Below are 24,417 nucleotides of genomic sequence, written 5' to 3'. Positions count from 1 at the left end.
TGCTCGTGTTGAGTCGACATCAATGGGCGCTTTCAGGAGCCAGCGGAAATACGCGATGCGTATCCAGCCGCTCGTAAGGCAGGAGCCGCAGATCTGCGACACCATGGTCCGGCGTGTCCACGATCAGAATCTCCTCCGCTACCTCCTCATAGAAGGCACGGAAATGCGTCTTTGAACGAAGCACGATGATGTCGAAGTCTTCCGGACGCAACCCGAACACTCCGAATGCATCGCCGTCGACCGCGAATGCAAAGGCGCTGACGACGCTCACCGACACGCCATCGACGTCAAGCAATGCCGTCATTCCCAGATCGACAGGCATGCCATGCATGTAGGAGCCCGTTACCCGGTACGATTTTAGGCCTGCCCACTGCACGCGTGCGGTGATGTCCAGCGTCGGCCCCGCCTTCTCGGAACTGTGGCCGCCAAGCCTTAACTTCACCAACGCACCAACACCCGCCTCGAACGCCTTCTGCGCTGCGGCCGCATCCCAGAGAAATGGCACGGCAGCCCGCGCGACACCGCGCCTCAGCAGCTCCCCCAGCAGGTACGTGGAGTCGTTCATTCGGTCTGCGTGCTCGACCAGGACGTAGGGGCGCCCCTGCGTCTTGCGCGTCGTCAGGCCTGTGCACGCCCGGGAGACTGCCGACTCTGCGGTGTAGATTTCGAAGGGCCGGGATAGTGCGTGCCGTTGGCTCCAGACCCGTTCCGAAAGATGGTCTGCGATCGCCTGGGCGCGCGTGGGGTCGCCGTCGGTGACGCACAGCACCGAAAAGCCGGCATTGTGCGCGTCTGCATAGGAAAAGCCGGCCATCAGCGAAATGTCGGTGTAGCGCTGGCTGTCACCTTCGATGCGCTGGCCTTCCGCGATGAGATCCGCCAAGGGGCGCAGCGCAGTCGCGCTGAAGATCGATGGGACGAGCACGCCCGGCTTGGCGATCGCCCATGTTGGCGAAATCTCTCCACGCAGTGTGCGGAGCATGCAGATGGCGGCACGGCGTCCCGTGTCCCCGGTATCCGTATGCGGCGATTTTCGATAGGCGAACGCCGCGGTCGCGTTTTGCAGCGTGGTTGCATCGATATTGCCATGATAGTCCAACGCGACGATCAAGGGCTTGTCCTGCCCCAGGGCGGCACGCACCGTGTCGATGATGAAGCGCTCGGGGTCCGGATAGGAAGCCGTCCAGCACGCCCCGTGGAGGAAGAGCAGCACGCCATCCAGGTCCGACAAGGCGCGGACGCCCGATGCCATCTCGTCCGCATAGCGTCTGACGGCCTCATCGCTGGCCGGACCCACGGCGCCGAGGGCCGTGTGGACGAGTGGAGCTAACGCCACGCTTGCCTGTTCGCAGACCTCGATGAAGCCGCCCATCACGGTGTTTGTGCCTCGGAGCTCTTCGACGATGCGATCCCCGCGCAGCGCCACCTGCTCGAAATCATCCCAGGTCGAGACGGCCGGCAGGAAACTCACGGACTCAATATGGAATCCGGCGATAGCGATCCGAAATGGCTTGTGCATGCCGTGCCTGGGGCCGGATGGGATTGGAGACTCGTGGACCATAGCGCTTCCCTAGGCCGAGACGACATGCCGGGCCATCAGGTGCCGCGGAATCGCAAAGATCAGCGCGGCCGCGGCGAACAGCGCAAACGCCAGCAGCGAGACGCCGGCCGTCATGCTGCCCGTCAGTTGGCCTAGGACGCCCAGGACGGCTGGACCGGCGAAGCCCGCGCTGGCCGCGCCGATATTGACCAGTCCAGCCCCGCTGGCCGCTGCCGTACCAGCAAGCACGCGTGAAGGCAGGCTCCAGAACATGGCCAGCGTGCATTGGATGCCGGAGATGCCGATGGTCAGGCACAACAGGGAGAGCGCCGGCGCGTCTCGCGTCGTCACACTCGCCACCAAGGCGGCGCCGCCAACGATCAGCGGTGCTGCGGTATGCCAGAGTCTCTCGCCGGTCTTCACCGAGTGGATCGAATTGAGCAGCATGGCGCAGGCGGCGATCAGGTAGGGCAGTGCGGTCACGACGCCGATCTGGAAGTTCGTCAGCCCGCCGATCGACTTGATCATGCTTGGCATCCAGAAAACGAGGCCGTAATTGCCGAGGTTATAGAGAAACGACGTCGCGAACAAAATCCACAGCGTCGGCTCACGCAACGCCGGCCACAAGCTCGTTTGCTTGTCCCTTGATTCTTGAGCGAGCTCTCGCTGCACCAGGGCCTTCTCGTCGGGCATCAACCATGCAGCATCGTCCGGCCGCTCGACGATCGCCCTGATCGAGACCAGCCCGAGCAGGATCGCAGGGAGTCCTTCGAGCAGGAACATCCATTGCCAGCCCTTCAGGCCGTAGCCGCCGTGGGTGACGTCCATGATCCATCCGGACAAGGGACCGCCGAGGATCACGCCGAGGGGCAGGGCGAGGAAGAGCAAGGACATCACCTTGCTGAGCCTGAATGAGGGAAACCAGACACTGAAGAAGGCGATCACGGCGGGGAAGAAGGCTGCCTCCGTGATCCCGAGCAAGAACCGAAGCACGTAGAAGCTGGCTTCGTCCCGCGTCAGCAACGTGGCCATGGAGACGAGCCCCCATGAGATCATCGACGCTGCGATGCACTTCCTCGGGCCGTAGAGCTGAACCAGGTAGCCGGCGGGCACCTGAAGCAGGAGATAGCCGATAAAGAACAGGCCTGCACCGAGGCCATAGGCGGCCTCGCTCAGACGCAAATCGTTGACCATGCCGAGCTTGGCAAAGCCGACGTTCACCCGATCCAGGTAGCCAAAGAAGTAGCAGACGAGGATGAGCGGCATGATGCGAAGCACGATCTTCCGATAGGTCGTGTCCGCCTCGGCCACGCGGGGTGATGCAGTGGTGGCGATCGGCACGGGCGACGCGAGTTGCTGCTGGGTGGGCATCGATGCTACCTGTTCCCTTCGTTCTGGCTAATCCCCAGGATCGTAGAAACCGCCGACTTCGAGGTCCAATGCGGGTTCGCTTGCGACTGATGAGACTTCCGCATGAAAGTCGAGAACGCTGAACTCGAAGCCTTCGTGATCGCGGCAGAGCTGCTGAATTTCCAACGTGCAGCCGAGAAGCTTCATCTGACCCAGCCCGGCCTGTCGCGCCGGATCCAGAAGCTGGAGCAAACGCTGGGCGTCGAACTGTTCAGCCGCACCACCAGGTCGGTGGTCCTCACCGGAGCTGGACGCCACTTCCTTCCGATGGCTCGCCAGCAGATCAACAACCTGAACGGGATGCTCGATTCGATCCGCGAGGTCGCCGAAAGGCGTTTCGGCAAGATTCGGGTGGCCAGCATTCCGACCGTGGTCTGCCAGACCTTTCCGCCCCTGCTGAGGACGTTCACCGAGCGGCATCCGAACGTCGGCGTGCAGGTCTTCGACGGTAACCAGGACTTTGTCGTTCGCCAGGTCTTGTCCGGGCTGGCCGAATTCGGGGTCGGCGTGGACCCGGGGCCCGACCCCGACCTAACATTCGTACCGTTGCTGGCAGACCGCTTCGTCCTGGCCGTGCATAAGGACGACGCGCTGGTCGCTCGCCAGGAGATCGCGCTGCAAGAGCTACAGGCGATGCCAAAGGTTCGGCTCATGATTGGGGGACGCGACAGCGGCAACAGGCTACTGCTCGAGGTCTTGCTCGGAAATGCGGCCCTGAAGCTACGGTGGTTTTACGAAGTCGAGCACGTCTCCTGCATCCTCGAACTCCTCGAAGCGGGCGTCGGCTGCGCCATCTTGCCGGCAATGGCCCTCCCGACAAATCTCGGCTCCAATATCCGGGCAGTTCCCATCTCTGCTCCCGAGATCAAGCGGACCGTCGGCGTCATTCGCCACCGGTCTTTGAACATCTCGCCGCTGGCAGGTGAGTTTCTCGATCTCGTGACTCGGCATCTTGTTGCCGAGTCCGCGCTATAATCATTGTTGCGGATCGAACCGCCGCCGAGGACCGGATCATGAACGCTAACGCGCCGGAACCGCCCGCCGCATCTCGTTCCCTGAAAGCTCGCTGCTGCATCGTCGGCGGCGGGCCGGCCGGGATGATGCTCGGTTATCTCCTGGCGCGCGCCGGCATCGATGTCGTGGTGCTGGAGAAGCACGCGGATTTCTTCCGCGATTTTCGCGGCGACACGGTGCATCCCTCGACGCTGCAGGTGATGGACGAGCTCGGCCTGATCGACGGTTTCCTGAGGCTGCCGCATCAGCGCTTGCAGACGCTCGACGGCATGTTCGGCGGCACGCCGGTGCGCATCGCCGATCTCCGCCGGCTCGACACCAAATACCCGTTCATCGCCTTCATGCCGCAATGGGACTTCTTGAATTTCTTGCGCGAGAGCGGTCGGCGCTTTCCCTCGCTCAAGGTGATGATGAGCACGGAGGCAACCGACGTGATCCGGCGCGGTGAGGCGATCGCCGGCGTGCGCGCGACGACGCCGGAGGGGCCGATCGACATCGAGGCGGATCTGACCATCGCCTGCGACGGCCGTCATTCGATGGTGCGCCAGCGCGCGGGCCTTGCGGTCGAAGAGATCGGCGCGCCGATGGACGTGTTGTGGTTTCGCGCCGCACGGCGGACGAACGAAACCGAGAACGTGTTCGCACGGGTCGAACCGGGGAAGATGATGATCACCTTCGATCGCGGCGAGTACTGGCAATGCGCCTATGTCATCGCCAAGGGGCAGTATGACGCAGTGAAGGCGAGGGGCTTGCCGGCGCTGCTCGACGACGTCGTTCGCATGGCGCCGATCCTTTCATCCGGCATCTCCGACGTGAAGAGCTGGGACGACGTCAAGCTTCTCACCGTCGTGATCAACCGCCTGAGCCGCTGGACGCGGCCGGGCCTGCTCTGCATCGGCGACGCCGCGCATGCGATGTCGCCGGTCGGCGGCGTTGGCGTCAATCTCGCGGTCCAGGACGCGGTTGCGACCGCCAATCTGCTTGCCGACAAGATCCGGAACGGCTGCCCGTCCGAAGCCGAACTCGACGCCGTGCGGGAGCGGCGTGCGTTTCCGGTGAAGATGACGCAGGCGATGCAGGTCGTCGTGCAGAACAACATCATCAGCGGTGCACTCAGGCCCGGCAATCAGCCCGTGAAGGTTCCGCTGATCGTGCGCCTGGTCACGGCGCTGCCGTGGCTCCAGAAGATTCCCGCGCGCTTCATCGCACTCGGCGTACGGCCCGAGCATGTGCATTCGCCGGTCGCGCGCGTAGCGTGATTGCGTGAACGGTTCGGTAGGGATAACAGCGCGTTAAGCCGCATCGTGCGCGTTGCGCGTGTGCAACAGCGAAATCGGATTCGAAGCGCGCGAAAGCTAATCCTGCCGCTTAACGTCGTTGATTCCAATTTTAGTAAGAACTGTCTGTGAGCGTGCGCCCCATCCGAGGACAAGGGGTTGTACCATGCGTTCCAAGTTGATTGCCGCCTTCACCTGCACCAGCGCGCTCGTCGCAGCCGGTAACGTTTCCGCCGCCGATCTCGCCGCGCGGCCCTACACGAAGGCGCCGGCCTATATCGAGCCGCTCTTCAACTGGACCGGTTTCTACGTCGGCGGCCACATCGGCGGCGCCTGGACCAACGAGCAGTTCATCAACAACGGGACCGGCGCGCCGTTCGGCGATTTGGTTCCGGGCGAGGGCTATCGTCAGCGCGGTTCGGGCCTCATGGGCGGCGCTCAGATCGGCTATAACTGGCAGGCCAGCAACTACGTGTTCGGCCTCGAAGGCACGATCTCCGGGCTCAATAACAAGGGCACCGTCGTGAACACCGCGTTCGGTGCGGGTGACGACGTGTTCAATTGGCGCGCGAACGTGCTGGCGACGGTGGTCGGCCGCGCCGGTTACGCCGTGCAGAACAACCTGTTCTACATCAAGGGTGGCTACGCCGGCGTGAACAACCGTCTTTCGGTCACCGACACGGTCGGAGTTGCCACAGGCTCGGGCGGTCAGACCCACTGGGCCAATGGCTGGACCGTCGGCGCCGGCTGGGAATACGGCATCACGCGCAACTGGATCGTCGGCCTCGAATACAACTACGCCGCCTTCGTCAGCCAGACCTATCAGCTCGGCGGCATCTCGGGCAATTACACCTTCGATGCCAAGCCGCGCGACATTCAGTGGGCGGTGGTGCGTGCGAGCTACAAGTTCGACTCGCCGGTCATCGCGCGCTACTGAGACTCAATCGCTTCGGTCATGAAGCGAAAAGCCCCGGCTTGATCGACCCTTTGATGCAAAGCCCCGGCCTTGGCCGGGGCTTTTTTGCTGCGTGTCGCGATCTCACGCCATGACCGAGAAGCCGCCATCGACGGGGATCGCAGTGCCCGTGACGAAGTCGGATCCGGGCGATGCCAGGAACACCGCGATGCCTGCGAAATCGTCGATATGGCCCCAGCGTCCCGCAGGCGTGCGAGCGAGCACGCGATCGTGCAGCCCGGTCACCTGCTGGCGTGCGCCGCGCGTGAGATCGGTGTCGATCCAGCCCGGCAGGATGGCGTTGACCTGGATGTTGTCCGCCGCCCAGGCGTTGGCGCAGGCGCGTGTGAACTGCACGATGCCGCCCTTGCTCGCCGCATAGGCCGGCGCGAAGCTCGCGCCGAAGATCGACATCATCGAGCCGATATTGATCACCTTGCCGCGGCCTGACGCCTTCAGGGCGGGGTAGGCAGCCTTCGAGCACACGAAGGCGCTGGTGAGGTTGGTGTCGATCACCTTGCTCCACTCCTCGAGCTCGAGCTCGTGCGGCGGCTTGCGGATGCTCATGCCGGCATTGTTGACGAGGATGTCGATGCGGCCGAGCTCCTTTGCGACACGCGCAACCATGGCCTCGACGGCCGCCTTGTCGGTGACGTCGGTCGCGACCGCGATCGCCTTGACGCCGCGCTGACGGAGGTCGTCGACCGCCGCTTTTGATTTCGCTTCGTTGCGACCGACCACGGCGATGTCGGCCCCGGCATCGGCAAGCCCGCGGGCCATGCCGAGCCCGATGCCGCCATTGCCTCCCGTGACGATCGCGACCTTGCCGCGGAGATCGAACCGGCTGGATGTCATGCTGTGATGTCCTTTTCTTTTTTGGTTTTCTTCTACTGGCTGCTTTCCCAGATCAGGACCAGCCCGAACCCGGCCATGGCCGCGCCATAGCCGGCCCATTGCAGCTGGTTGACCATGAAGCTCGACCGCGGCCAGGGAAACGTGCCCGTGCCCTGTCCGATCCAGATCAGGCCCAGGGCGGTCGCCAACAGGCCTGCGGTCAGCAGAAATCTGCGCATGCGTTCTCCCACCGGTCTGTTTCTGTCGCGCCGCAGCATCGACGATGCCGGCGGTCGCGAAAACCTTGGGACCAGACTAGCCGGAGCTTCGGCGCGGAGACAATGGCCGCCGGCTGGGCGGAGTAGCGAGGAGAGGCAAGCCCCGTCGGTCGCTGAACGCGAATCGACCGTTGAGCCACGACGCAAAAAGCCCCGGGCGATGCCGGGGCTTTTGAGATCTCATATCGAGTTCGGATCAGTACTTCGCGACCACCGGGCCGGCCCAGTTGAAACGGTAGACCAGCTCGCTGCGCACGCTGTGCTCGCGGAATTTCTGGCTCTCGCCGAAGCCGGTGGCCGGGCCGCCGTACCCGGTATAGTCGATGGTGACATTGGCGCGATCGAACTCGGAGTAGCGGTACTCGGTCTTCCAGAACAGACCGGGCAGGAAGCTCGTCAGAGCATATTCGTCACCCGTACCGATGAACCAGCCACCTTTGGTTGCTCCGCCAAGAGTTGCCGTTCCGCCCGGGAAGCCAAGTGAGGTTAGGGCCGTGCTCTTCCAATGCGCCTGCGTGTAGCCGCCCGACACGTAGGTCAGCAATTGCGGGAGAACCAGATAGCCGACGCGGAGGCCGACGGCCCACTGCTGATCCTGCTTCTGGCTGCCAGTCGAGAGGGTAACTACGGTGCCGTCGATGCCGAGGTCGCCCTTCACATCCATGAAGTCGTAGTCCGCGAAGCCGCCGACCAGCCAGTTGGTGCCCGCGAATTGATAGTCGCAGCCACCCTGTACGGTGCCGAACCAGCCGCGCGCGTCGGCCGTTTTATTTGAATTGTTGCTAATCAGTGCGAAGGTCGTGGCGTCGTAGGTTTCATTGTGATCGTTGTTGGTCATCGCGCCGCCGCCGCCGGCGCCGACGTAGCAGCCGGTCCAGTTGACGGCCGGAGCAACAGCCACCGGAGCCTTGGTGTACGTACGCGCGCCCAGGTCAGCCGCCGAGGCTGCGCCCGTCGCTGCCACGATCGCCGTGAAAGCAAGCACAAACTTCTTCATTTCGAATTCCAGCCCTTAGAAGGGAGCGTGAGTGCCCCGGAACGATTCAGCCGATAGGATGCTTATAGCGAGTTCCCCAGAGAAAACTGTTGCTGTTCCGACACAACCGCAACGCGAGTCCACGGCCTGACACGACGGGTTTTGCTTCGGGCGTCATGGCGTGGGTGTCCTGACGAGGTCGTGTCACAACGAAAAAGCCCCGGGCGATGCCGGGGCTTTTGAGACTCTCGTATCGCGATCGGATCAGTACTTGGCGACGAGCGGGCCACCCCAGTTGAAGCGGTAGACCAGCTCGCTGCGCACGCTGTGCTCGCGGAGCTTCTGGGTCTGACTGAGGCCCGACGCAGCCCCAGTCCCGAACACGGTAATGTCGGTGTTCGCGCGATCGAATTCCGAGTAGCGGTACTCGGTCTTCCAGAACAGGCCGGGGAGGAAGCTGGTCAAGGCGTACTCGTCGCCAGTGCCGATGAACCAGCCGCCCTTCGTGAAGCCAGAAGTCGAAACCTGCGGACCGACGACGCCCAATACGCTGTAGTCCGTACCCTTCCAATGGCCCTGCGTGTAGCCGCCCGAGACGTAGGTCAGCAACTGCGGCAGGACCAAGTAGCCGACGCGGCCGCCGACGGCCCACTGCCAGTCTTGCTTCTGCTGACCAAAAGCCGCGCCAAGAGTGCTGTGGTCACCGTGCACGTCCATGAAGTCGTAATCTGCGAAAGCGCCGGCGACCCAGTTGCCGAACTGGTAGTCGCAACCGCCCTGCACCGTGCCGAACCAACCGCGCGCGCCGCCCGTGGTGTTAGGGTTGAACGGAGCACCCGTGGTGGTCACGAAGTCGTTGTAGTCGTTGTTGGTCATCGCGGCGCCGCCGCCGGCGCCGAGATAGCAGCCGGTCCAGCTCGGAACCGGGGCAGCAACCACCGGAGCCTTGGTGTAGGGCCGCGCAGCCAGGTCAGCCGCGGAAGCCGCACCCGTCATCGCCACGACCGCCGTCAGAGCGAGTACAATCTTTTTCATATTCAAATCCCCAGTCCAACAGGCGCGAGCGCACCGATTCCGATCAACCGATGCCTGAGCTTATAGACAGTTCCCCTCGAAAAGCTGTTGCTGCGGAGACACAATGCCGGGAAACAATCCGCAGCTGCGGGGAGGACACAGCCTTGCGCGTTGCTCCACGGTGAGAGGTCCGGCGACAACGCCGCCAAAACGAAAAAGCCCCGGCAACGCCGGGGCTTTTGAAGTCAAAATCGAATTTAGATCAGTACTTGGCGACGACCGGGCCACCCCAGTTGAAGCGGTAGACCAGCTCGCTGCGCACGCTGTGCTCGCGGAACTTCTCGGTCTGATTGAAGCCGAGCGAAAGTCCGGTCGCAAAGTCGTTGATCGACACGTTGGCGCGGTCGAATTCCGAGTAGCGATACTCAGTCTTCCAGAACAGGCCGGGCAGGAAGCTCGTCAGAGCGTATTCGTCACCCGTACCAATGAACCAGCCGCCCTTCGTGAAGCCGGGACTTGAGGCCAGCGGGGCGCCGGGCGCGAACAGGAGCGCATAGTCCGTGCCCTTCCAGTGAGCCTGCGTGTAGCCGCCCGAGACGTAAGTCAGCAACTGCGGCAGAACCAGATAACCGACGCGAGCGCCAACGGCCCACTGCCAGTCTTGCTTTTGCTGGCCCACAAGAGCGCCCAAAGTCGTGTGATCACCGTGCACGTCCATGAAGTCATAGTCGGCGAAAGCGCCAACCACCCAGTTCTGGAACTGGTAGTCGCAGCCGCCCTGAACGGTGCCGAACCAGCCGCGCGCACCACCCGTCTGGTTGGCGGTAACCGCCAAACCTGTAACCGAGTTAAAATCGTTATAGTCGTTGTTGGTCATCGCGCCGCCGCCGCCAGCGCCGAGATAGCAGCCCGTCCAGTTGGTGACCGGAGCCGCAACCACCGGGGCCTTGGTGTAGGGCCGCGCAGCCAGGTCAGCCGCGGAAGCCGCACCCGTCATCGCCGCGATCGCCGTGAAAGCCATCACAAACTTCTTCATTTCGAAGTCCACCCCTAGCTGCCAGACGCGAGCGCGCCGGAAACGATTCAACTGATATGCTGCTTATAGCCGGTTCCATCCAAAATGCTGTTGCCGGGGAGGCACAGTTGCGACAGATATTCTGTCTTATCACGACGATCCACGGACTGGAGCGTCGCCATGAGGGCGCCAGGGGCGGAGCGATCGCCCCAAAAACGAAAAAGCCCCGGGCGATCCCGGGGCTTTTGAAGTCGATGTCGAATTTCAGATCAGTACTTCGCGACGACCGGGCCGCCCCAGTTGAAGCGATAGACCAGCGAGGTCATGACGGTCTGAGTGATGAGCCTGTCACTGCTGAAGAAATTGGTGGACAGGCCAGTCGCGATAGCACGTTCGAAGCGATCGGTCCGGTTATACTCGGAGACGCGATACTCGGTCTTCCAGGTGAGGTTCGGAATCCAACCGCTCTGATACTCGACACCGCCGCCAAGGAACCAACCCTGGAGGGTGCGGCCCGGAATCGCGGTACCAAGGAAGGTGTTGTTTATTGGGGTGAAGAAGTTACCAGTGCCAGTCAGGTGGGCTTCAGTGTAGCCGCCGGAGAAGTAGGTGAGGGTGTTCGGATTCACAAGCCAGCCGATGCGGCCGCCTACAGCCCACTGAGAGTCCACCTTCTCCTGCGCGGAAAAGAAGGGGGAAAGGATACTGGGGCGATTACCCCTCATGTCGGACCAATAGTAATCAGCCAAGACGCCGATCACGAACTGACCCGTGCCGAAGATCCCGCCTCCCCCGCCGAACCCGAACTGATAGTCACAGCCGCCGCCGCCCCCGGCCAGCCAGCCTTTCCCGGCCACGTCCACGTTCGCGCCAGCAACAAAGTCCGTACCGGTGACGGGGTCCCTGAAGCGGCTATTCGTTTCGTTGTCGTAGAGGCCGTAACCAACACTGCCGGCGATGTAGCAGCCGGTCCAGTTGGCAACCGGAACAGGAGGCGGAGGAGCCTTGGTGTAGGGCTTTGCCGCAAGGTCGGCGGCCGAAGCCGTTCCGGTCATCGCCGCCATCACGGTCAGAGTCAGCAAAAACTTCTTCATTGTAAAAATCCCCAAGGCTTGGCGGCGCGAGCCACAAAATCCATCCGATGCCGCAACTATAGTCATTTCCAGCCGAAAAGCTGTTGCTGCGCAGACACAATGTCCGAAAAACGATCAGTACTTATACTGAATAACGGAGCGGATTGTGGCGTGTAGATTGCTGAATTCTTCTTTTATAATAATGCGTTAAAAAGAATTCCGGATTTCGCGCGACTAGGCTTCTCGCGCCGTGCTCGTGGCGTCGGAGATCATGCTCTGGGCGTCGGAAGGTCCTCACTTGCGAACTCGGCCTTGTCCGAAATGAACGCGAAGCGTGCCTCGCCTTGGTGCCCATTGGACCGAATCGGTGGCGGTGTTGCGGTCGTCCGCAAGAAGGACCTGCGGGGGCGCAGCTCGAGGAATAGTCCAGACCAAGCCTACGCTTCCCGGGGGGGGCGCATAACGCGAAAAGCCCCGGACAACGCCGGGGCTCTTCTCCTAGATTCAGCCTCGAGCTAGCAGCTAGCTAGACGTCCAGCAGGTCCTCGCTGGCGAATTCGGCCTTGTCCGAGATGAAGGCAAACCGTGCCTCGGCCTTGGTGCCCATGAGGCGCTCCACCGAATCGGCCGTGGTGTCGCGGTCGTCGGCAAGCAGGACCACCTTGAGGAGCGTCCGCCGCGCCGGGTCCATGGTGGTTTCCTTGAGCTGCGCCGGCATCATCTCGCCCAGGCCTTTGAAGCGGTTCACCTCGACCTTGGCGTTGGCGTTGAACTCGCTCTTGAGCAGCGCCGCTTTGTGCGCGTCGTCGCGGGCGTAAACCGATTTGGAACCGTGCGTCAGCTTGTAGAGCGGCGGCACGGCCAGGAAGAGGTGGCCCTCGTCGATCAGCCGCGGCATCTGCCGGTAGAAGAAGGTGATCAGCAGCGAAGCGATGTGGGCGCCGTCGACGTCGGCGTCGGTCATGATGATGATGCGCTGATAGCGCAGATCCTCTTCGCGATATTGCGCGAGCGTGCCGGAGCCGATCGCCTGCACGAGATCGGAAAGCTGGGCGTTCGCCGTCAGCTTGTCCTTGCCGGCAGAGGCGACGTTGAGGATCTTGCCGCGCAGCGGCAGCACGGCCTGGGTCTTGCGGTCGCGCGCCTGCTTGGCACTGCCGCCGGCCGAGTCGCCCTCGACGATGAAGAGCTCGGAGCCTTCCGTTCCGGCGTCGGTGCAGTCGGCGAGCTTGCCGGGCAGACGCAGCTTCTTGCCGGCGGTCTTGCGCGCAGTTTCCTTTTCCTGGCGGCGGCGCAGGCGCTCCTCGGCGCGATCGATCACGAAGTCGAGCAGCCTGTTGGCCTGGTTCGGATTGCCGGAGAGCCAGTGGTCGAACGGATCCTTCATCGCCTGCTCGACGATGCGCTGCGCTTCGGCAGTGGCGAGACGATCCTTGGTCTGGCCCTGGAATTCCGGCTCGCGCACGAACACCGAGAGCATCACGGCCGCGCCCACCATCACGTCTTCCGAGGTGACGGATGCCGCGCGCTTGCCCTGGCCGACGCGCTCGGCGTGGTCCTTCAGGCCGCGCAGCAGCGCGCTGCGCAAGCCGGATTCGTGGGTGCCGCCATCGGGCGTCGGCACGGTGTTGGTGTAGGAGGACAGGAAGCCGTCGGCGTCCGCAGTCCACGCCACAGCCCATTCGCAGGCGCCATGCGCGCCGTTGCGGCCCGACTTTCCGGAGAAGATGTCGGGATGCACCAGCGTGTCGGCGTGGATCGCGGCGGCGAGATAATCCTTCAACCCGCCAGGGAAGTGGAACGTCGCTTCCGCCGGCACGTCCTCGACGCCCTTCAAGAGTTCGGGCGCGCAATTCCAGCGGATCTCGACGCCGCCGAACAGATACGCCTTCGAGCGCGTCATCTTGAAAAGACGCTGCGGCTTGAACACCGCCTTGGCGCCGAAGATGTCGGTGTCCGGTTTGAACCGCACGCGCGTGCCGCGGCGGTTGTTGATCTTGCCGAGATCCTCGAGCTTGCCCTTCGGGTGCCCGCGCTCGAACGTCATGCGATAGAGTTTTTGGCTGCGCGCAACCTCGACCTCGAGACGCGAGGAGAGGGCGTTGACGACGGAGATGCCGACGCCATGCAGACCGCCGGAGGTCTCGTAGACCTTGGAGTCGAACTTGCCGCCCGAATGCAGCGTGCACATGATGACTTCGAGCGCCGACTTCTTCGGGAATTTTGGATGTGGGTCGATCGGGATGCCGCGACCGTTGTCGGTGACCGTGAGAAAACCGTCAGCGCTCAGGTCGACCTCGATGAAGGTCGCGTGCCCGGCAAGCGCCTCGTCCATCGAGTTGTCGATGACCTCGGCGAAAAGGTGATGCAGCGCCTTCTCGTCGGTGCCGCCGATATACATGCCGGGACGGCGCCGGACCGGTTCCAGACCTTCGAGGACCTCGATGTCGGCCGCCGTGTAGTCGGCTTCTCCTCCGCTCGCGCGCGAAGCCGCCTTGGTGGGCGCGCGGGGTTTTGGTTCATCGCCGCCGAACAGATCGTCTTTTGCTTTGGTTTTCAATTGCTTGGACATATGTTTTGATGCGTTTTGAGGGCCGCGGAGGCGGCGAATCGGTTAGGCCGACTATGCCACGGCTGGCCTGAAAAAGTGACCGTCGGTCCGGTCGCTGGCGTCGTTGCGAGCCAATCCCGGCGATTTTAGGCCGCATGGCCCCTTGTTCCCGGCAATTTGACATCGTGGCCCGTACGGAGCCGGTCTTTGTGACTTGATGTCACGCAAGGCGTTGGCTTACCAGTCCTTTTCACGATCATGGACACGCGGCGGGGCGGGGAAGGCATTTTTGGGTATGGAGCAGTTTGCGCACGCACTGGCCGACTTCGTGCGCGTTCACCAGGTCTGGGCGGCACCGATCGTGTTCCTTCTGGCGTTCGGTGAATCGCTTGCTTTCATCTCGCTACTGATCCCGGCCTGGGGCGCGCTGGTTGCGATCGGCGCTCTCATCGGGGTGAGCGGCATCAGCTTCTATCCGGTCTGGATTGCGGGCGCGATCGGGGCCGCCCTCGGCGACTGGGTCTCCTACTGGTTCGGCTTCCGCTACAAGGAGCACGTCGCGCAGATGTGGCCGTTGTCGCGCTATCCGGACATCCTGCCGCGCGGCGAAGCCTTTGTGAAAAGCTGGGGCGTGCCCAGCATCTTCATCGGCCGCTTCTTCGGCCCCTTGCGCGCTTCCGTGCCGCTTGCCGCCGGCATTTTCGAAATGCCGTATTGGAGCTTTCAAGCCGCCAACTTCATCTCGGCGCTGGTCTGGGCGGCGGCGCTGCTGTTGTTCGGCGATGTGATGGCGCGGATCATGGAATGGATCTGGCGCCTGGTGTGACGGTGTCAAATCTTGACGCCGGAGCCGCTTGGCCTTATAGCCGCGCGCCATGATCAACGCTGCGACCATCCTGTTCGCCCGTCGCCGCCGCCGCACTTCAGCGGTTTGGGCGGTCGATCGCGTTTGAGATCATCGTCTTTGCCGCTGGATCCGATCCGCGGCATTCTCTCTCCTGTCAGCGCGATCTGATCCGGCGGCCCCACAAGGAGCCCCAGCAGGAGACCACGATGTACACACCGCCCTTTTTCAAGCAGGACCGCGCGGCGAGCCTCAAGCTTGCGGACGAGCGCGGCTTCGGCACCTTCTGCGCGTGGGACGGCACCAGGCCGATCGCGTCACAACTGCCGTTCTATCTGAGCTACGCCGCCGACGGCACGCCGCAGGTCGCCTTTCATGTTGCCCGTCACAATCCGCTGGTAAAGCTCGCGGACGGGTCGACGTCCTGGCTGCTCGCGATCAATGGTCCGGATGCCTATGTATCGCCGGACTGGTACGTCTCACCGGATCAGGTGCCGACCTGGCTCTACCAGTCGGTGCATCTGACCGGGCCGGTGCGGGTCCTGTCGGATGCGGAGCTCAGCGTTCAGATCGAGACGCTCAGCGCCAAGTTCGAGGATTGGCTGCTGCCGAAGAAGCCATGGACCTCGGCGAAGATGACGGCGGGGCGACTCGAGACGATGAAGAAGGCGATCGTGGGTCTGGTCATGACGGTTGAAGAGGTCGAAGGCAGCTTCAAGCTCAACCAGCACAAATCCGAAGCCGACTTCGCTGCGATCGCAAATGCGCTCGGCGATGGCGATGCCGACGCGAAAGCGATTTCACGATTGATGCGGCAGACGCGGCCGCAAATCTTCACCGATCAGGCCTTTGCAGATGACACGAACAAGCTCGAAAGGAGCGCGACATGAGCCTCGCTGAGACCAAACAAGCCCCTGACGTCGGCGTTGCCACCAAGAAGCCGGTCGTCTTCGTCGACGGCGGCTCCGGCACCACCGGGCTCGGCATCAACGAGCGCCTCAAGCTCCAGAACGATGTCGTGGTGAAGACCATCGCCGACGACAAGCGCAAGGATCCGGCGGCCAAGAAGGCGCTGATGGAGGAGGTCGATCTCGTCATCCTCTGCCTGCCCGATGACGCCGCCAAGGAGACGGTCGCGCTGGTCGACAGCATGGGCGCCGCGGCGCCGAAAGTGCTGGACGCCTCGACCGCGTACCGCGTCGCGCCCGACTGGGCCTACGGATTCGCCGAGCTCACGCCCAATCAGGCCGGCAAGATCAAGGCTGCGCAAAAGGTCTCAAATCCCGGCTGCTATCCGACCGGCGCGATCGCGCTGCTGCGGCCGATCGTCGATGCCGGCCTCTTGCCGTCTGACTATCCCGTCACCGTCAACGCGGTGAGCGGCTATTCCGGCGGCGGCAAGTCGATGATCGCGAGCTTTGAAGACGGCAGCGCGCCGTCCTTCGAGCTCTACGGCCTCGGCTTCGAGCACAAGCATCTGCCGGAGATGCAGCTTTACTCGAACCTGACGCGGCGGCCGATCTTCATTCCCTCGGTCGGCAACTACCGGCAGGGCATGCTGGTCTCGGTGCCGCTCCAGCTCGACACGCTGCCGGGCAAGCCCAGCGGCGCCGATCTGCAGGCCGCGCTCGCCAAGCGCTACGCGGGTTCAAAGTACGTCTCGGCGATGCCACTCCAGAATGAAGCATCAAAGGGCGGCCGGATCGAGCCGGAGGCGCTCAACGAGACCAACATGCTCGAGCTCTACGTCTTCGCCAGCGACAAGTATCACCAGGCGGTGCTGGTCGCGCGCCTCGACAATCTCGGCAAGGGCGCCTCGGGTGCGGCCGTGCAGAACATGCGGCTGATGCTGGGATTGCCGGAGGAGTAGGAAACACTCGTGCCCCGGACGCAGCGCAGCGCTCCTTCAGCGGTGCGCTGCCGAGCCGGGGCCCACGTCTTCAGGGCGGCCTCTCTGGGTCCCGGCTCTGCACAGCAACGCCCAAAGCGCGTTTACGCGCGTCTTCAACGCGCTATGGCGCTGCTGCGCGTCCGGGACACGAAATCAAAACACCTGGAAGATCGCCAGCGCCAGCACGGCCTGGGCGAGGAAGCCGACGGTGAAGGCGAGGGTGCGGAACACCGGCAGGCCGAGCGTGTAGACGATCAGATGCGCGACGCGGGCCCAGAAATAGACGGCGCAGGCCAGCACCGTCCATTTGCTCGAATAGTCGATCGCATTCAGGATCAGCACCAGCGGCGCAAAGATCACGAGGTTCTCGACCGCGTTGTCATGCGCGAACATCAGCCGGTTCGCCCATTCCGCATGCGGCTTGTCGCCGCGCGAGGGATTGGCCATCGCGCCGGAGAGGCCGCGGACCTGCGTGCGGTTGATGATGTAGGGGATCCAGAGGATGCCGGTCAGGATCACCGTCAAGGTCAGCCAGAACAATTCGCGCGTCATAATCCGATCCCCACTTTATTCACCGTGTCGAAGAGGGAGCTTATACAAAAGCGCGAGAGATTCCGCTACGCGCGAACGCGGACGTAGCTGCCGGGTGCGTCCTCGATCGGCGGCACCGCCACGCTGCCGACGGGACGCGCCGGGACCTCCTCGGGGTCGAGCCCACCCAGCCATTCGCGCCAGTCCGGCCACCACGAGCCCTTGTGCTCCTCTGCGCCCTTCATCCATTGCGCGACGTTGACGTCCTTGATGTTGTCGTTGGTCCAGTACTGGTACTTGTTCGAGGCCGGCGGGTTGACGACGCCGGCGATGTGGCCCGAGCCCGACAGCACGTATTTCACCGGCCCGCCGAAGAACTGGGAGCCGTAGAGCACCGATTCGGCCGGCGCGATGTGGTCCTCGCGGGTGGCGAGGTTGTAGACGGGCACCTTGACCTTGGAGAGATCGAGCAGCGTGTTGTCGAGCACCATGCTGCCCGTCGACAGCCGGTTCTCCAGGTAGCAATTGCGCAAGTAAAAGGAATGGTTCGCCGCCGTCATGCGGGTTGCGTCCGAATTCCAGTGCAAGAGGTCGAACGCGCTCGGCTGCTGGCCCTTCAGATAGTTGCTGACGACATAGGACCAGATCAGGTCGTTGGAGCGCAGCATGTTGAAGGCCATCGCCATCTTGGAGCCTTCGAGCACGCCGGCGGCCTTCATGTCGTGCTCGAGAGACGAGATCTGCTCCTCGTCGACGAAGACGAGGAGATCGCCGGCATGGGTGAAATCAACCTGCGCGGCGAAGAAGGTCGCCGAAGCGACGCGCTGGCGGCGCTTCTCGGCAAGCCAGGCCAGCGTGGTCGCGAGCATGGTGCCGCCGACGCAGTAGCCGGCGGTGTGCACCTTCATCTCGCCGGTCGCCCGCTCGATCACGTCCATCGCCGTGAGCGGGCCTTCCTTCATGTAGTCTTCCCAGGTCTTGTTGCCGAGCCGCTTGTCCGGATTGACCCAGGAGATCACGAACACCGTGATGCCCTGATCGACGCACCATTTGATGTAGGATTTTTCCGGCTTGAGATCGAGAATGTAGAATTTGTTGATCCAGGGCGGCACGATCAGGAGCGGCGTGCGCAGCACCTTCTCGGTGGTCGGCTCATACTGGATGAGCTGCATCATCTCGTTCTGGTAGATCACCTTGCCGGGCGTCGTCGCCATGTTGACGCCGAGCTCGAGATTGTCCGGATTGGACTGGCGGATCTTCAGCATGCCCTTGCCGGCCGCGATGTCCTCGGCCAGCATTTGCAGGCCTTTCGCCAGATTGTCGCCGGAGCTTGCGACGGTCTGGCGCAGCACCTCCGGGTTGGTCAGCACGAAATTCGACGGCGACAGCGCGTTGGTGACCTGCTGCACGTAAAACTCCGCCTTGCGGCGGGTGTGCGGATCGAGCCCCTGCGCGTCGTTCACCAGCTCCTGCGCGCGCTTGGTGGTGAGCAGATAGAGCTGCATCATGAAATCGAAGAACTGGTTCGACTTCCATTCCGGATCGGCGAAGCGCTTGTCGCGCGGCGAGGGCGCGATCGCGGGCGGTGCATCCTCGCCGGCCATGCGGCGGGCCGCCGATCCCCAGAGGTCGAGATAGTCCTTGGCAAGCCGCGTCTGGAGTTCCGAGGAGCGCGCATTGTCCGACAGCCAGTACTCGGCGACCGCGGTGAAGGTCTTGACCATCTCGGTCAGCTCAGGCGGCGGGCGGTCCTGGACCTCGCCGGTTTCGCGCGGCCTGAGGTAGGCGGCGAGCGCTTTGCCTCCGCTTTCCATGGCCCGCGCGACATTCATCGCGAAGGCTTCCGCATCGAACTTCTTCTCGGATGTGGGCGTGTCGGTCGTGACGGTACTCATGGCAAGAACAGTAACGATTCATTCCGCGTTCGTCACCGCGAAGCTCGCACCATCTAGGGTTAATCGCGCGCGAAGATGTGCTGCACTGCGATATAGTTCTTGCTTCTGTCACAATCAGGGTTCACCAACGGCGGCAGGGGTTCTTGGATGTGGTCGGCTCGCGCCATTGAGGGCAGCATTGGTTTGAGCTGAGGCACGCTGTTGGGGTAAGCTCCATCGGCCGTGCTGTTGGGACGAGTAGGGGATTCCCAAGTGTTGGCGTTGAGGGACCGACAAACGAGGCGGCTTGCGCCGTTCGCGCTGCTCATCATTGCGTTCACGCTCGGCGGCTGCTCAAGCCAGATCGCCGATTTGACGCCGGCTGACACGCAGCCGCATCCGAAGGAGGCGGGCGGCTATCTGCCCGTGCATGATCTGCCGCCAGCGCGCGACGAGGCGGTGATCCCGCCGGATCAGCGCGCCAAGATCGAAGCCGAGCTGGCGGCCGCCCGCGACCGCCAGGCCACGGCGGCGGCCAAGGATGCAAGCGGGAAGTAATTCTGAGCCAGGTAAGCCCTGAGCTAAACCCTGAGCTGAGTAACCTCGCGCCAACGTAATCGCTGGCGCGCCCGCGTCTCCGTGCTAAAAGACCTCATTCAACCGAAAGTCAGGGTGAGGGAGTTCAGTCCCCGCCTTAAGGATCTTGCTCTAAGCGTTTGATTTGGAGCGATTTTCAGGCGGGGTCCGGCAATCCTCTCGATTGCATTGTCGAGGCCGCCCGATTCTGCCCTGGCCGGTTGCTCGGAGCCTGGAACCCATGGAAGAATTTTACCGTATCCGCCGTCTGCCGCCTTACGTGTTCGAACAGGTCAACCGGGCCAAGGCGGCCGCGCGGAACGCCGGCGCCGACATCATCGACCTCGGCATGGGCAATCCGGACCTGCCGGCCCCGCCGCACGTGCTGGAAAAGCTCAAGGAGACCCTCGGCAAGCCGCGCACCGACCGCTACTCGGCTTCGCGCGGCATCCCCGGCTTGCGCAAGGCGCAGGCGGGCTATTACGCCCGCCGCTTCGGCGTGAAGCTCAATCCGGACACCCAGATCGTCGCGACGCTCGGTTCGAAGGAAGGCTTTGCCAACGTGGCGCAGGCGATCACCGCGCCGGGTGACGTCATCCTCTGTCCCAATCCGAGCTATCCGATTCACGCCTTCGGCTTTTTGATGGCGGGCGGCGTCATCCGCTCGGTGCCGTCGGAGCCGACGCCGCAGTTCTTCGAAGCGGTCGAGCGGGCGATCGTGCATTCGATCCCGAAGCCGCTCGCGCTCGTCGTCTGCTATCCCTCGAACCCGACGGCCTATGTCGCGAGCCTCGACTTCTACAAGGATCTCGTCGCCTTCGCGAAGAAGCACGAGATCCTGATCCTGTCCGATCTGGCTTATGCCGAGGTCTATTTCGACGAGAACAACCCGCCGCCCTCCGTGCTGCAGGTGCCTGGCGCGATGGACGTCACCGTCGAGTTCACCTCGATGTCGAAGACCTATTCGATGGCCGGCTGGCGCATGGGCTTTGCGGTCGGAAACGAGCGCATCATCGCAGCTCTCGCCCGCGTGAAGTCCTATCTCGACTACGGCGCGTTCACGCCGGTCCAGGTTGCCGCGACCGCGGCGCTGAACGGCCCCGACGATTGCATCAGGGAGATGCGCGACACCTACCGCAAGCGTCGCGACGCGCTGGTGGAGTCGTTCGGCCGTGCCGGTTGGGAGATCCCGCCGCCGGATGCGTCGATGTTCGCATGGGCGCCGCTGCCCGAAGCCTTCCGCAGCGTCGGCAGCATGCAGTTCGCGACCCTGATGGTCGAGAAATCCGGCGTGGTGGTGTCGCCCGGCGTCGGCTTCGGCGAGCATGGTGAAGGATATGTCCGCATCGCCATGGTGGAAAACGAGCAACGGATCAGGCAGGCCGCGCGCGGCGTGCGCCGCTTCCTTGAAAGCGGCATCGAAACGTTGCACAACGTCGTTCCGCTCGCCAATCGGCGTTAATTCCTTCCGGCAGGTTTTCGAAGCATTATGGTCGCACCCCTGAAAGTGGGTATTGCGGGGCTCGGCACTGTGGGCGCCGAAGTTGTCCGCTTGATTGAAACCCAGGCCCGCGTGCTCGCGGGCCGCAGCGGCCGTGGTATTCGCGTCGTCGCCGTCACCGCGCGCTCCAAGGCGAAGAAGCGCGGCATCGACCTGCGCGGCGTCGAATGGGCCAAGGATCCGATGGCGCTCGCCACGCATCCCGACATCGACTGCTTCGTCGAGCTGATGGGCGGGGCAGGCGACCCCGCACTGTCCGCCGTCGAGGCGGCGCTGAGCGCCGGCAAGTCCGTCGTCACCGCCAACAAGGCGCTGCTCGCCAAGCACGGCATCAAGCTGGCCAAAGCCGCCGAAAAGCACGGCGGTGCGCTGAATTTCGAGGCAGCCGTTGGCGCCGCGATCCCGGTGATCAAGACGCTGCGCGAGGGCCTTGCCGGAACCGGCATCAACCGCGTCTACGGCATCCTCAACGGCACCTGCAATTACATCCTGACCCGGATGGAGCAGGAGGGCCTGTCATTCGCCGAATGTCTGAAGGATGCGCAGCGGCTCGGCTATGCCGAGGCCAATCCGTCATTCGACGTCGACGGCCACGACACCGCGCAGAAGCTCGCGATCCTGGCGAGCCTCGCCTTCGGCACGAAAGTTGCTCAAAAGGCCGTGTATGTCGAAGGCATCTCCTCGATCGCTCCGGAAGATCTTCGCGCGGCTGCCGATCTCGGCTACCGCGTCAAGCTGCTCGGCGTTGCCGTGCGCACCGCCAAGGGGATAGAGCAGCGCGTGCATCCGACCATGGTTCCAAAGTCGTCCTCGATTGCGCAGGTCATGGGCGTCACCAATGCGGTCACGATCGACGGCGAAGGCATTCCGCCGATCACGCTGGTTGGCCCCGGCGCGGGCGGTGCTGCGACGGCCTCTGCCGTCGTCGCCGATATCGCCGATGTTGCGCGCGGCATTCGCGCCAATCCGTTCGGCCGGCCGGTCGCGCAACTGCGCGAGACCAGCAAGGCGCCGATGGAGCGGCACGAGGGCGGCTACTACATCCGCCTGCTGGCGCGCGATTTCCCGGGCACTGCGGCGGCGATCGCGACGCGGCTTGCCGAGCAGAAGATTTCGATCGAATCCATCGTGCAGCGCCATCCCAATGGCGTCCCTGCGCAGACCACCGGCAAGGCTGTGCCCGTGCCCGTCATCCTGATCACCTATGCGACCCACGAGGACGCCGTGCGCCGCGCGCTTGCCGCCGTGCAGCACGACAAGGTGATCAGCGGCCGGCCGCAGGTAATACGGATCGAGAAGAACTAGAGCATGATCCGAAAGAGCGGTTCGAACCGAACCGTGACGTTGCGAATTGATACGGCGGACGTCCGCTGAGAGCAGTTTTGAAGGAGTGAGCCAATGTCGACCCATATTTCAGTCCCCCCGCAGATGCTGCTCGAGCGCATTCTCACGCTGGAGATCGTACGGGTGACGGAACGGGCGGCGGTGTCGTCGGCGCGGCTGCGCGGGCATGGGCAGGAGAAGGCGGCCGACCAGGCCGCCGTCGACGCCATGCGGCGCGAGCTCAACAAGCTGCCGATCCAGGGCACCATCGTGATCGGCGAAGGCGAGCGCGACGAGGCGCCGATGCTCTATATCGGCGAGCAGGTCGGTCTCAAGGCCGGCCCCCAGGTCGACATCGCGGTCGACCCGCTCGAAGGCACCACGCTGTGCGCCAAGAACATGCCGGGTTCGATCGCCACCATGGCGATGGCCGACGGCGGCACGCTGCTGCATGCCCCGGACGTCTACATGCAGAAGCTCGCGATCGGCCCCGGTTACGACAAGGGCGTGGTCGAGCTCGATGCCTCGCCGGCTGATAACGTTCACCGCCTCGCCAAGGCCAAGGGTGTCAAGCCGGAAGGCATCACCGTTCTCGTGCTCGACCGACCGCGCCATGCCGACATCATCCAGAGCGTGCGGTCGACCGGCGCGGCCGTGCGCCTCATCACCGACGGCGACGTCGCCGGCGTGATCCACTGCGCCGATCCCGATAACACTGGCGTCGACATGTATCTCGGCACCGGCGGTGCGCCGGAAGGCGTGCTGGCGGCCGTGGCGCTGCGCTGCATCGGCGGCCAGATGCAGTGCCGGCTCATTCTCGACTCCGACGAGAAGCGCGAGCGGGCCGCCAAGATGGGCGTCAACGATCCCAAGATGATCTACGGCATCGAGGACATGGCGCGCGGCGATTGCCTGTTCGCCGCCACCGGCGTCACCACCGGCTCGCTGCTCTCGGGCGTCAAATTCCGCAAGGACGGCGTGATCGAGACCGAGACCGTCGTGATGCGCTCGGTCACGGGCACCGTGCGCTACATCAAGGCCGAGCACCGGCAGCTCGAGAAGTTCTACCTGGGCTGAGGCTTTCGGTCATTCCGGGGCGACGGGACCGCGCGAAGCGCGGCCCGGAATGACAACAAGGGGAAGCGCACATGTCCGACCTCTCCGCCGTGAAAGCCCTGGTCTTCGACGTCTTCGGCACGGTGGTCGACTGGCGCACCAGCCTGATCACCGACTTCATGTGGTGGGCGAGGGGCCGCGGCATCGACGCCGACTGGACCGCGCTGGTCGACGGCTGGCGCGGCATGTACGTCGCCTCGATGGACGACGTGCGCAGGCATCCCGAGCGCGGCTATGTCGTGCTCGACGAGCTGCATCGCCGTTCGCTGGAAAAGCTGGTCGAGAAGTTCGCCATCAAGGATCTCACGGAAGCCGATCTCGACTACCTGACCAAGGGCTGGCATCGCCTGCACCCCTGGCCGGACTCAGTCGCCGGCCTGACGCGGCTCAAGTCGAAATTCGTGATCTCGCCGCTCTCGAACGGCAACGTCGCGCTGCTCACCAACATGGCGAAGTTCGCCGGCCTGCCGTGGGATCTCGTGATGTCGGCCGAGCTGTTCGAGCACTACAAGCCTGATCCCGAAACCTATCTCGGCGCCGCGCGGCTGCTCGGTCTCGAGCCGGAGCAGGTGATGATGGTCGCCGCGCACAATTACGACCTGAAGGCCGCGCAAAGCCACGGCTTGAAGACCGCGTTCGTCGCGCGCCCGACCGAATACGGTCCGCATCAGAAGGTCGACTTCGAAGCCACCGGTAACTGGGACATCGTCGCCAGGGATTTTGGCGGGATTGCCGATCGGCTGGGGTGTTAGCGCAGAACGCTCGGAACCTTGGTGACGCCCGATGTGCGTTGCCGGCCGTGCGCGTTCATTCAGGCAGTCCTG

22 protein-coding genes are annotated in these 24,417 nt (G+C 63.6%); 11 read left to right on the top strand and 11 right to left on the bottom strand.

The window, feature by feature from the left end; genetic code table 11:
* Positions 1 to 19: 19 nt before the first annotated feature.
* Together NLM33_RS06750 and NLM33_RS06745 are read right to left on the bottom strand one after the other, a co-directional pair.
* Entirely contained in the window at positions 20 to 1,519 is a 1,500-nt protein-coding gene (locus NLM33_RS06750; protein WP_254095330.1) for a M81 family metallopeptidase, read from the bottom strand.
* Between the two features lie 51 nt (positions 1,520 to 1,570).
* Complete coding sequence (locus NLM33_RS06745) at positions 1,571 to 2,911, bottom strand: MFS transporter (protein ID WP_254095329.1); 1,341 nt, start codon at positions 2,909 to 2,911, stop codon at positions 1,571 to 1,573.
* A 102-nt stretch (positions 2,912 to 3,013) separates the two neighbouring features.
* On the opposite strand from NLM33_RS06745, the gene NLM33_RS06740 reads away from it, so the two are divergent.
* The 3 genes from NLM33_RS06740 to NLM33_RS06730 all read left to right on the top strand — a co-directional run bounded on the left by NLM33_RS06740 (position 3,014) and on the right by NLM33_RS06730 (position 6,178).
* The gene (locus NLM33_RS06740) at positions 3,014 to 3,925 is read left to right on the top strand and encodes a LysR family transcriptional regulator (RefSeq protein WP_254095328.1); all 912 of its coding nucleotides are present in this window, start codon (positions 3,014 to 3,016) and stop codon (positions 3,923 to 3,925) included.
* A gap of 38 nt (positions 3,926 to 3,963) precedes the next feature.
* Complete coding sequence (locus NLM33_RS06735; RefSeq protein WP_254095327.1) at positions 3,964 to 5,223, top strand: FAD-dependent oxidoreductase; 1,260 nt, start codon at positions 3,964 to 3,966, stop codon at positions 5,221 to 5,223.
* Between the two features lie 184 nt (positions 5,224 to 5,407).
* Positions 5,408 to 6,178, top strand: a complete 771-nt coding sequence (locus tag NLM33_RS06730) for an outer membrane protein (protein ID WP_254095326.1) — start codon at positions 5,408 to 5,410, stop codon at positions 6,176 to 6,178.
* A gap of 102 nt (positions 6,179 to 6,280) precedes the next feature.
* Here the strand turns inward: NLM33_RS06730 and NLM33_RS06725 are convergent, their stop codons facing one another.
* From NLM33_RS06725 to parE, 7 genes are all read right to left on the bottom strand, one after another.
* On the bottom strand, positions 6,281 to 7,051 hold the full coding sequence (locus NLM33_RS06725; protein ID WP_254095325.1) for an SDR family NAD(P)-dependent oxidoreductase: 771 nt from the start codon (positions 7,049 to 7,051) through the stop codon (positions 6,281 to 6,283).
* A gap of 32 nt (positions 7,052 to 7,083) precedes the next feature.
* On the bottom strand, positions 7,084 to 7,269 hold the full coding sequence (locus NLM33_RS06720; RefSeq protein WP_254095324.1) for a hypothetical protein: 186 nt from the start codon (positions 7,267 to 7,269) through the stop codon (positions 7,084 to 7,086).
* A gap of 235 nt (positions 7,270 to 7,504) precedes the next feature.
* A complete protein-coding gene (locus NLM33_RS06715; RefSeq protein WP_254095323.1) occupies positions 7,505 to 8,305 on the bottom strand; it encodes an outer membrane protein in 801 nt (266 codons plus the stop codon).
* A gap of 243 nt (positions 8,306 to 8,548) precedes the next feature.
* Positions 8,549 to 9,319, bottom strand: coding sequence for an outer membrane protein (locus NLM33_RS06710; RefSeq protein WP_254095322.1), 771 nt, complete (start codon positions 9,317 to 9,319; stop codon positions 8,549 to 8,551).
* 241 nt (positions 9,320 to 9,560) lie between these two features.
* Positions 9,561 to 10,334 (bottom strand): outer membrane protein, encoded by a 774-nt coding sequence (locus NLM33_RS06705; RefSeq protein WP_254095321.1) that lies wholly within the window; start codon positions 10,332 to 10,334, stop codon positions 9,561 to 9,563.
* Between the two features lie 248 nt (positions 10,335 to 10,582).
* Positions 10,583 to 11,407 carry an outer membrane protein gene (locus NLM33_RS06700; RefSeq protein WP_254095320.1) on the bottom strand — a complete coding sequence of 275 codons (825 nt, stop codon included), beginning with the start codon at positions 11,405 to 11,407 and terminating at the stop codon, positions 10,583 to 10,585.
* 505 nt (positions 11,408 to 11,912) lie between these two features.
* The gene (gene parE, locus NLM33_RS06695) at positions 11,913 to 13,958 is read right to left on the bottom strand and encodes a DNA topoisomerase IV subunit B (protein WP_254095319.1); all 2,046 of its coding nucleotides are present in this window, start codon (positions 13,956 to 13,958) and stop codon (positions 11,913 to 11,915) included.
* 274 nt (positions 13,959 to 14,232) lie between these two features.
* On the opposite strand from parE, the gene NLM33_RS06690 reads away from it, so the two are divergent.
* The 3 genes from NLM33_RS06690 to argC all read left to right on the top strand — a co-directional run bounded on the left by NLM33_RS06690 (position 14,233) and on the right by argC (position 16,651).
* Positions 14,233 to 14,763 carry a DedA family protein gene (locus NLM33_RS06690; protein WP_254095318.1) on the top strand — a complete coding sequence of 177 codons (531 nt, stop codon included), beginning with the start codon at positions 14,233 to 14,235 and terminating at the stop codon, positions 14,761 to 14,763.
* A 227-nt stretch (positions 14,764 to 14,990) separates the two neighbouring features.
* Positions 14,991 to 15,671 carry an FMN-binding negative transcriptional regulator gene (locus NLM33_RS06685; protein WP_254095317.1) on the top strand — a complete coding sequence of 227 codons (681 nt, stop codon included), beginning with the start codon at positions 14,991 to 14,993 and terminating at the stop codon, positions 15,669 to 15,671.
* Positions 15,668 to 16,651: an N-acetyl-gamma-glutamyl-phosphate reductase gene (gene argC / locus NLM33_RS06680; RefSeq protein ID WP_254095316.1), complete on the top strand. Its 984-nt coding sequence runs from the start codon at positions 15,668 to 15,670 to the stop codon at positions 16,649 to 16,651. The genes NLM33_RS06685 and argC overlap by 4 nt, the downstream gene beginning before the upstream one ends.
* A gap of 174 nt (positions 16,652 to 16,825) precedes the next feature.
* Here the strand turns inward: argC and NLM33_RS06675 are convergent, their stop codons facing one another.
* Both NLM33_RS06675 and NLM33_RS06670 read right to left on the bottom strand, forming a co-directional pair.
* Positions 16,826 to 17,224 (bottom strand): MAPEG family protein, encoded by a 399-nt coding sequence (locus NLM33_RS06675; protein ID WP_254095315.1) that lies wholly within the window; start codon positions 17,222 to 17,224, stop codon positions 16,826 to 16,828.
* A gap of 65 nt (positions 17,225 to 17,289) precedes the next feature.
* Entirely contained in the window at positions 17,290 to 19,098 is a 1,809-nt protein-coding gene (locus NLM33_RS06670; RefSeq protein WP_254095314.1) for an alpha/beta hydrolase, read from the bottom strand.
* A 252-nt stretch (positions 19,099 to 19,350) separates the two neighbouring features.
* Between NLM33_RS06670 and NLM33_RS06665 the strand changes: the two genes are divergently transcribed.
* From NLM33_RS06665 to NLM33_RS06645, 5 genes are all read left to right on the top strand, one after another.
* Entirely contained in the window at positions 19,351 to 19,635 is a 285-nt protein-coding gene (locus NLM33_RS06665) for a hypothetical protein (RefSeq protein ID WP_254095313.1), read from the top strand.
* Between the two features lie 259 nt (positions 19,636 to 19,894).
* Positions 19,895 to 21,115, top strand: a complete 1,221-nt coding sequence (locus NLM33_RS06660; protein ID WP_254095312.1) for an LL-diaminopimelate aminotransferase — start codon at positions 19,895 to 19,897, stop codon at positions 21,113 to 21,115.
* A gap of 27 nt (positions 21,116 to 21,142) precedes the next feature.
* Entirely contained in the window at positions 21,143 to 22,459 is a 1,317-nt protein-coding gene (locus NLM33_RS06655; protein WP_254095311.1) for a homoserine dehydrogenase, read from the top strand.
* Positions 22,460 to 22,552: 93 nt separating this feature from the next.
* Positions 22,553 to 23,554, top strand: a complete 1,002-nt coding sequence (glpX, locus tag NLM33_RS06650; RefSeq protein WP_254095310.1) for a class II fructose-bisphosphatase — start codon at positions 22,553 to 22,555, stop codon at positions 23,552 to 23,554.
* Between the two features lie 71 nt (positions 23,555 to 23,625).
* Positions 23,626 to 24,345, top strand: coding sequence for a haloacid dehalogenase type II (locus tag NLM33_RS06645; protein ID WP_254095309.1), 720 nt, complete (start codon positions 23,626 to 23,628; stop codon positions 24,343 to 24,345).
* The last annotated feature ends 72 nt before the right edge of the window (positions 24,346 to 24,417 follow it).

The organism is Bradyrhizobium sp. CCGUVB1N3 (assembly GCF_024199925.1).
GTDB lineage: Bacteria > Pseudomonadota > Alphaproteobacteria > Rhizobiales > Xanthobacteraceae > Bradyrhizobium.
This window is presented reverse-complemented; position numbering and strand designations above follow the sequence as displayed.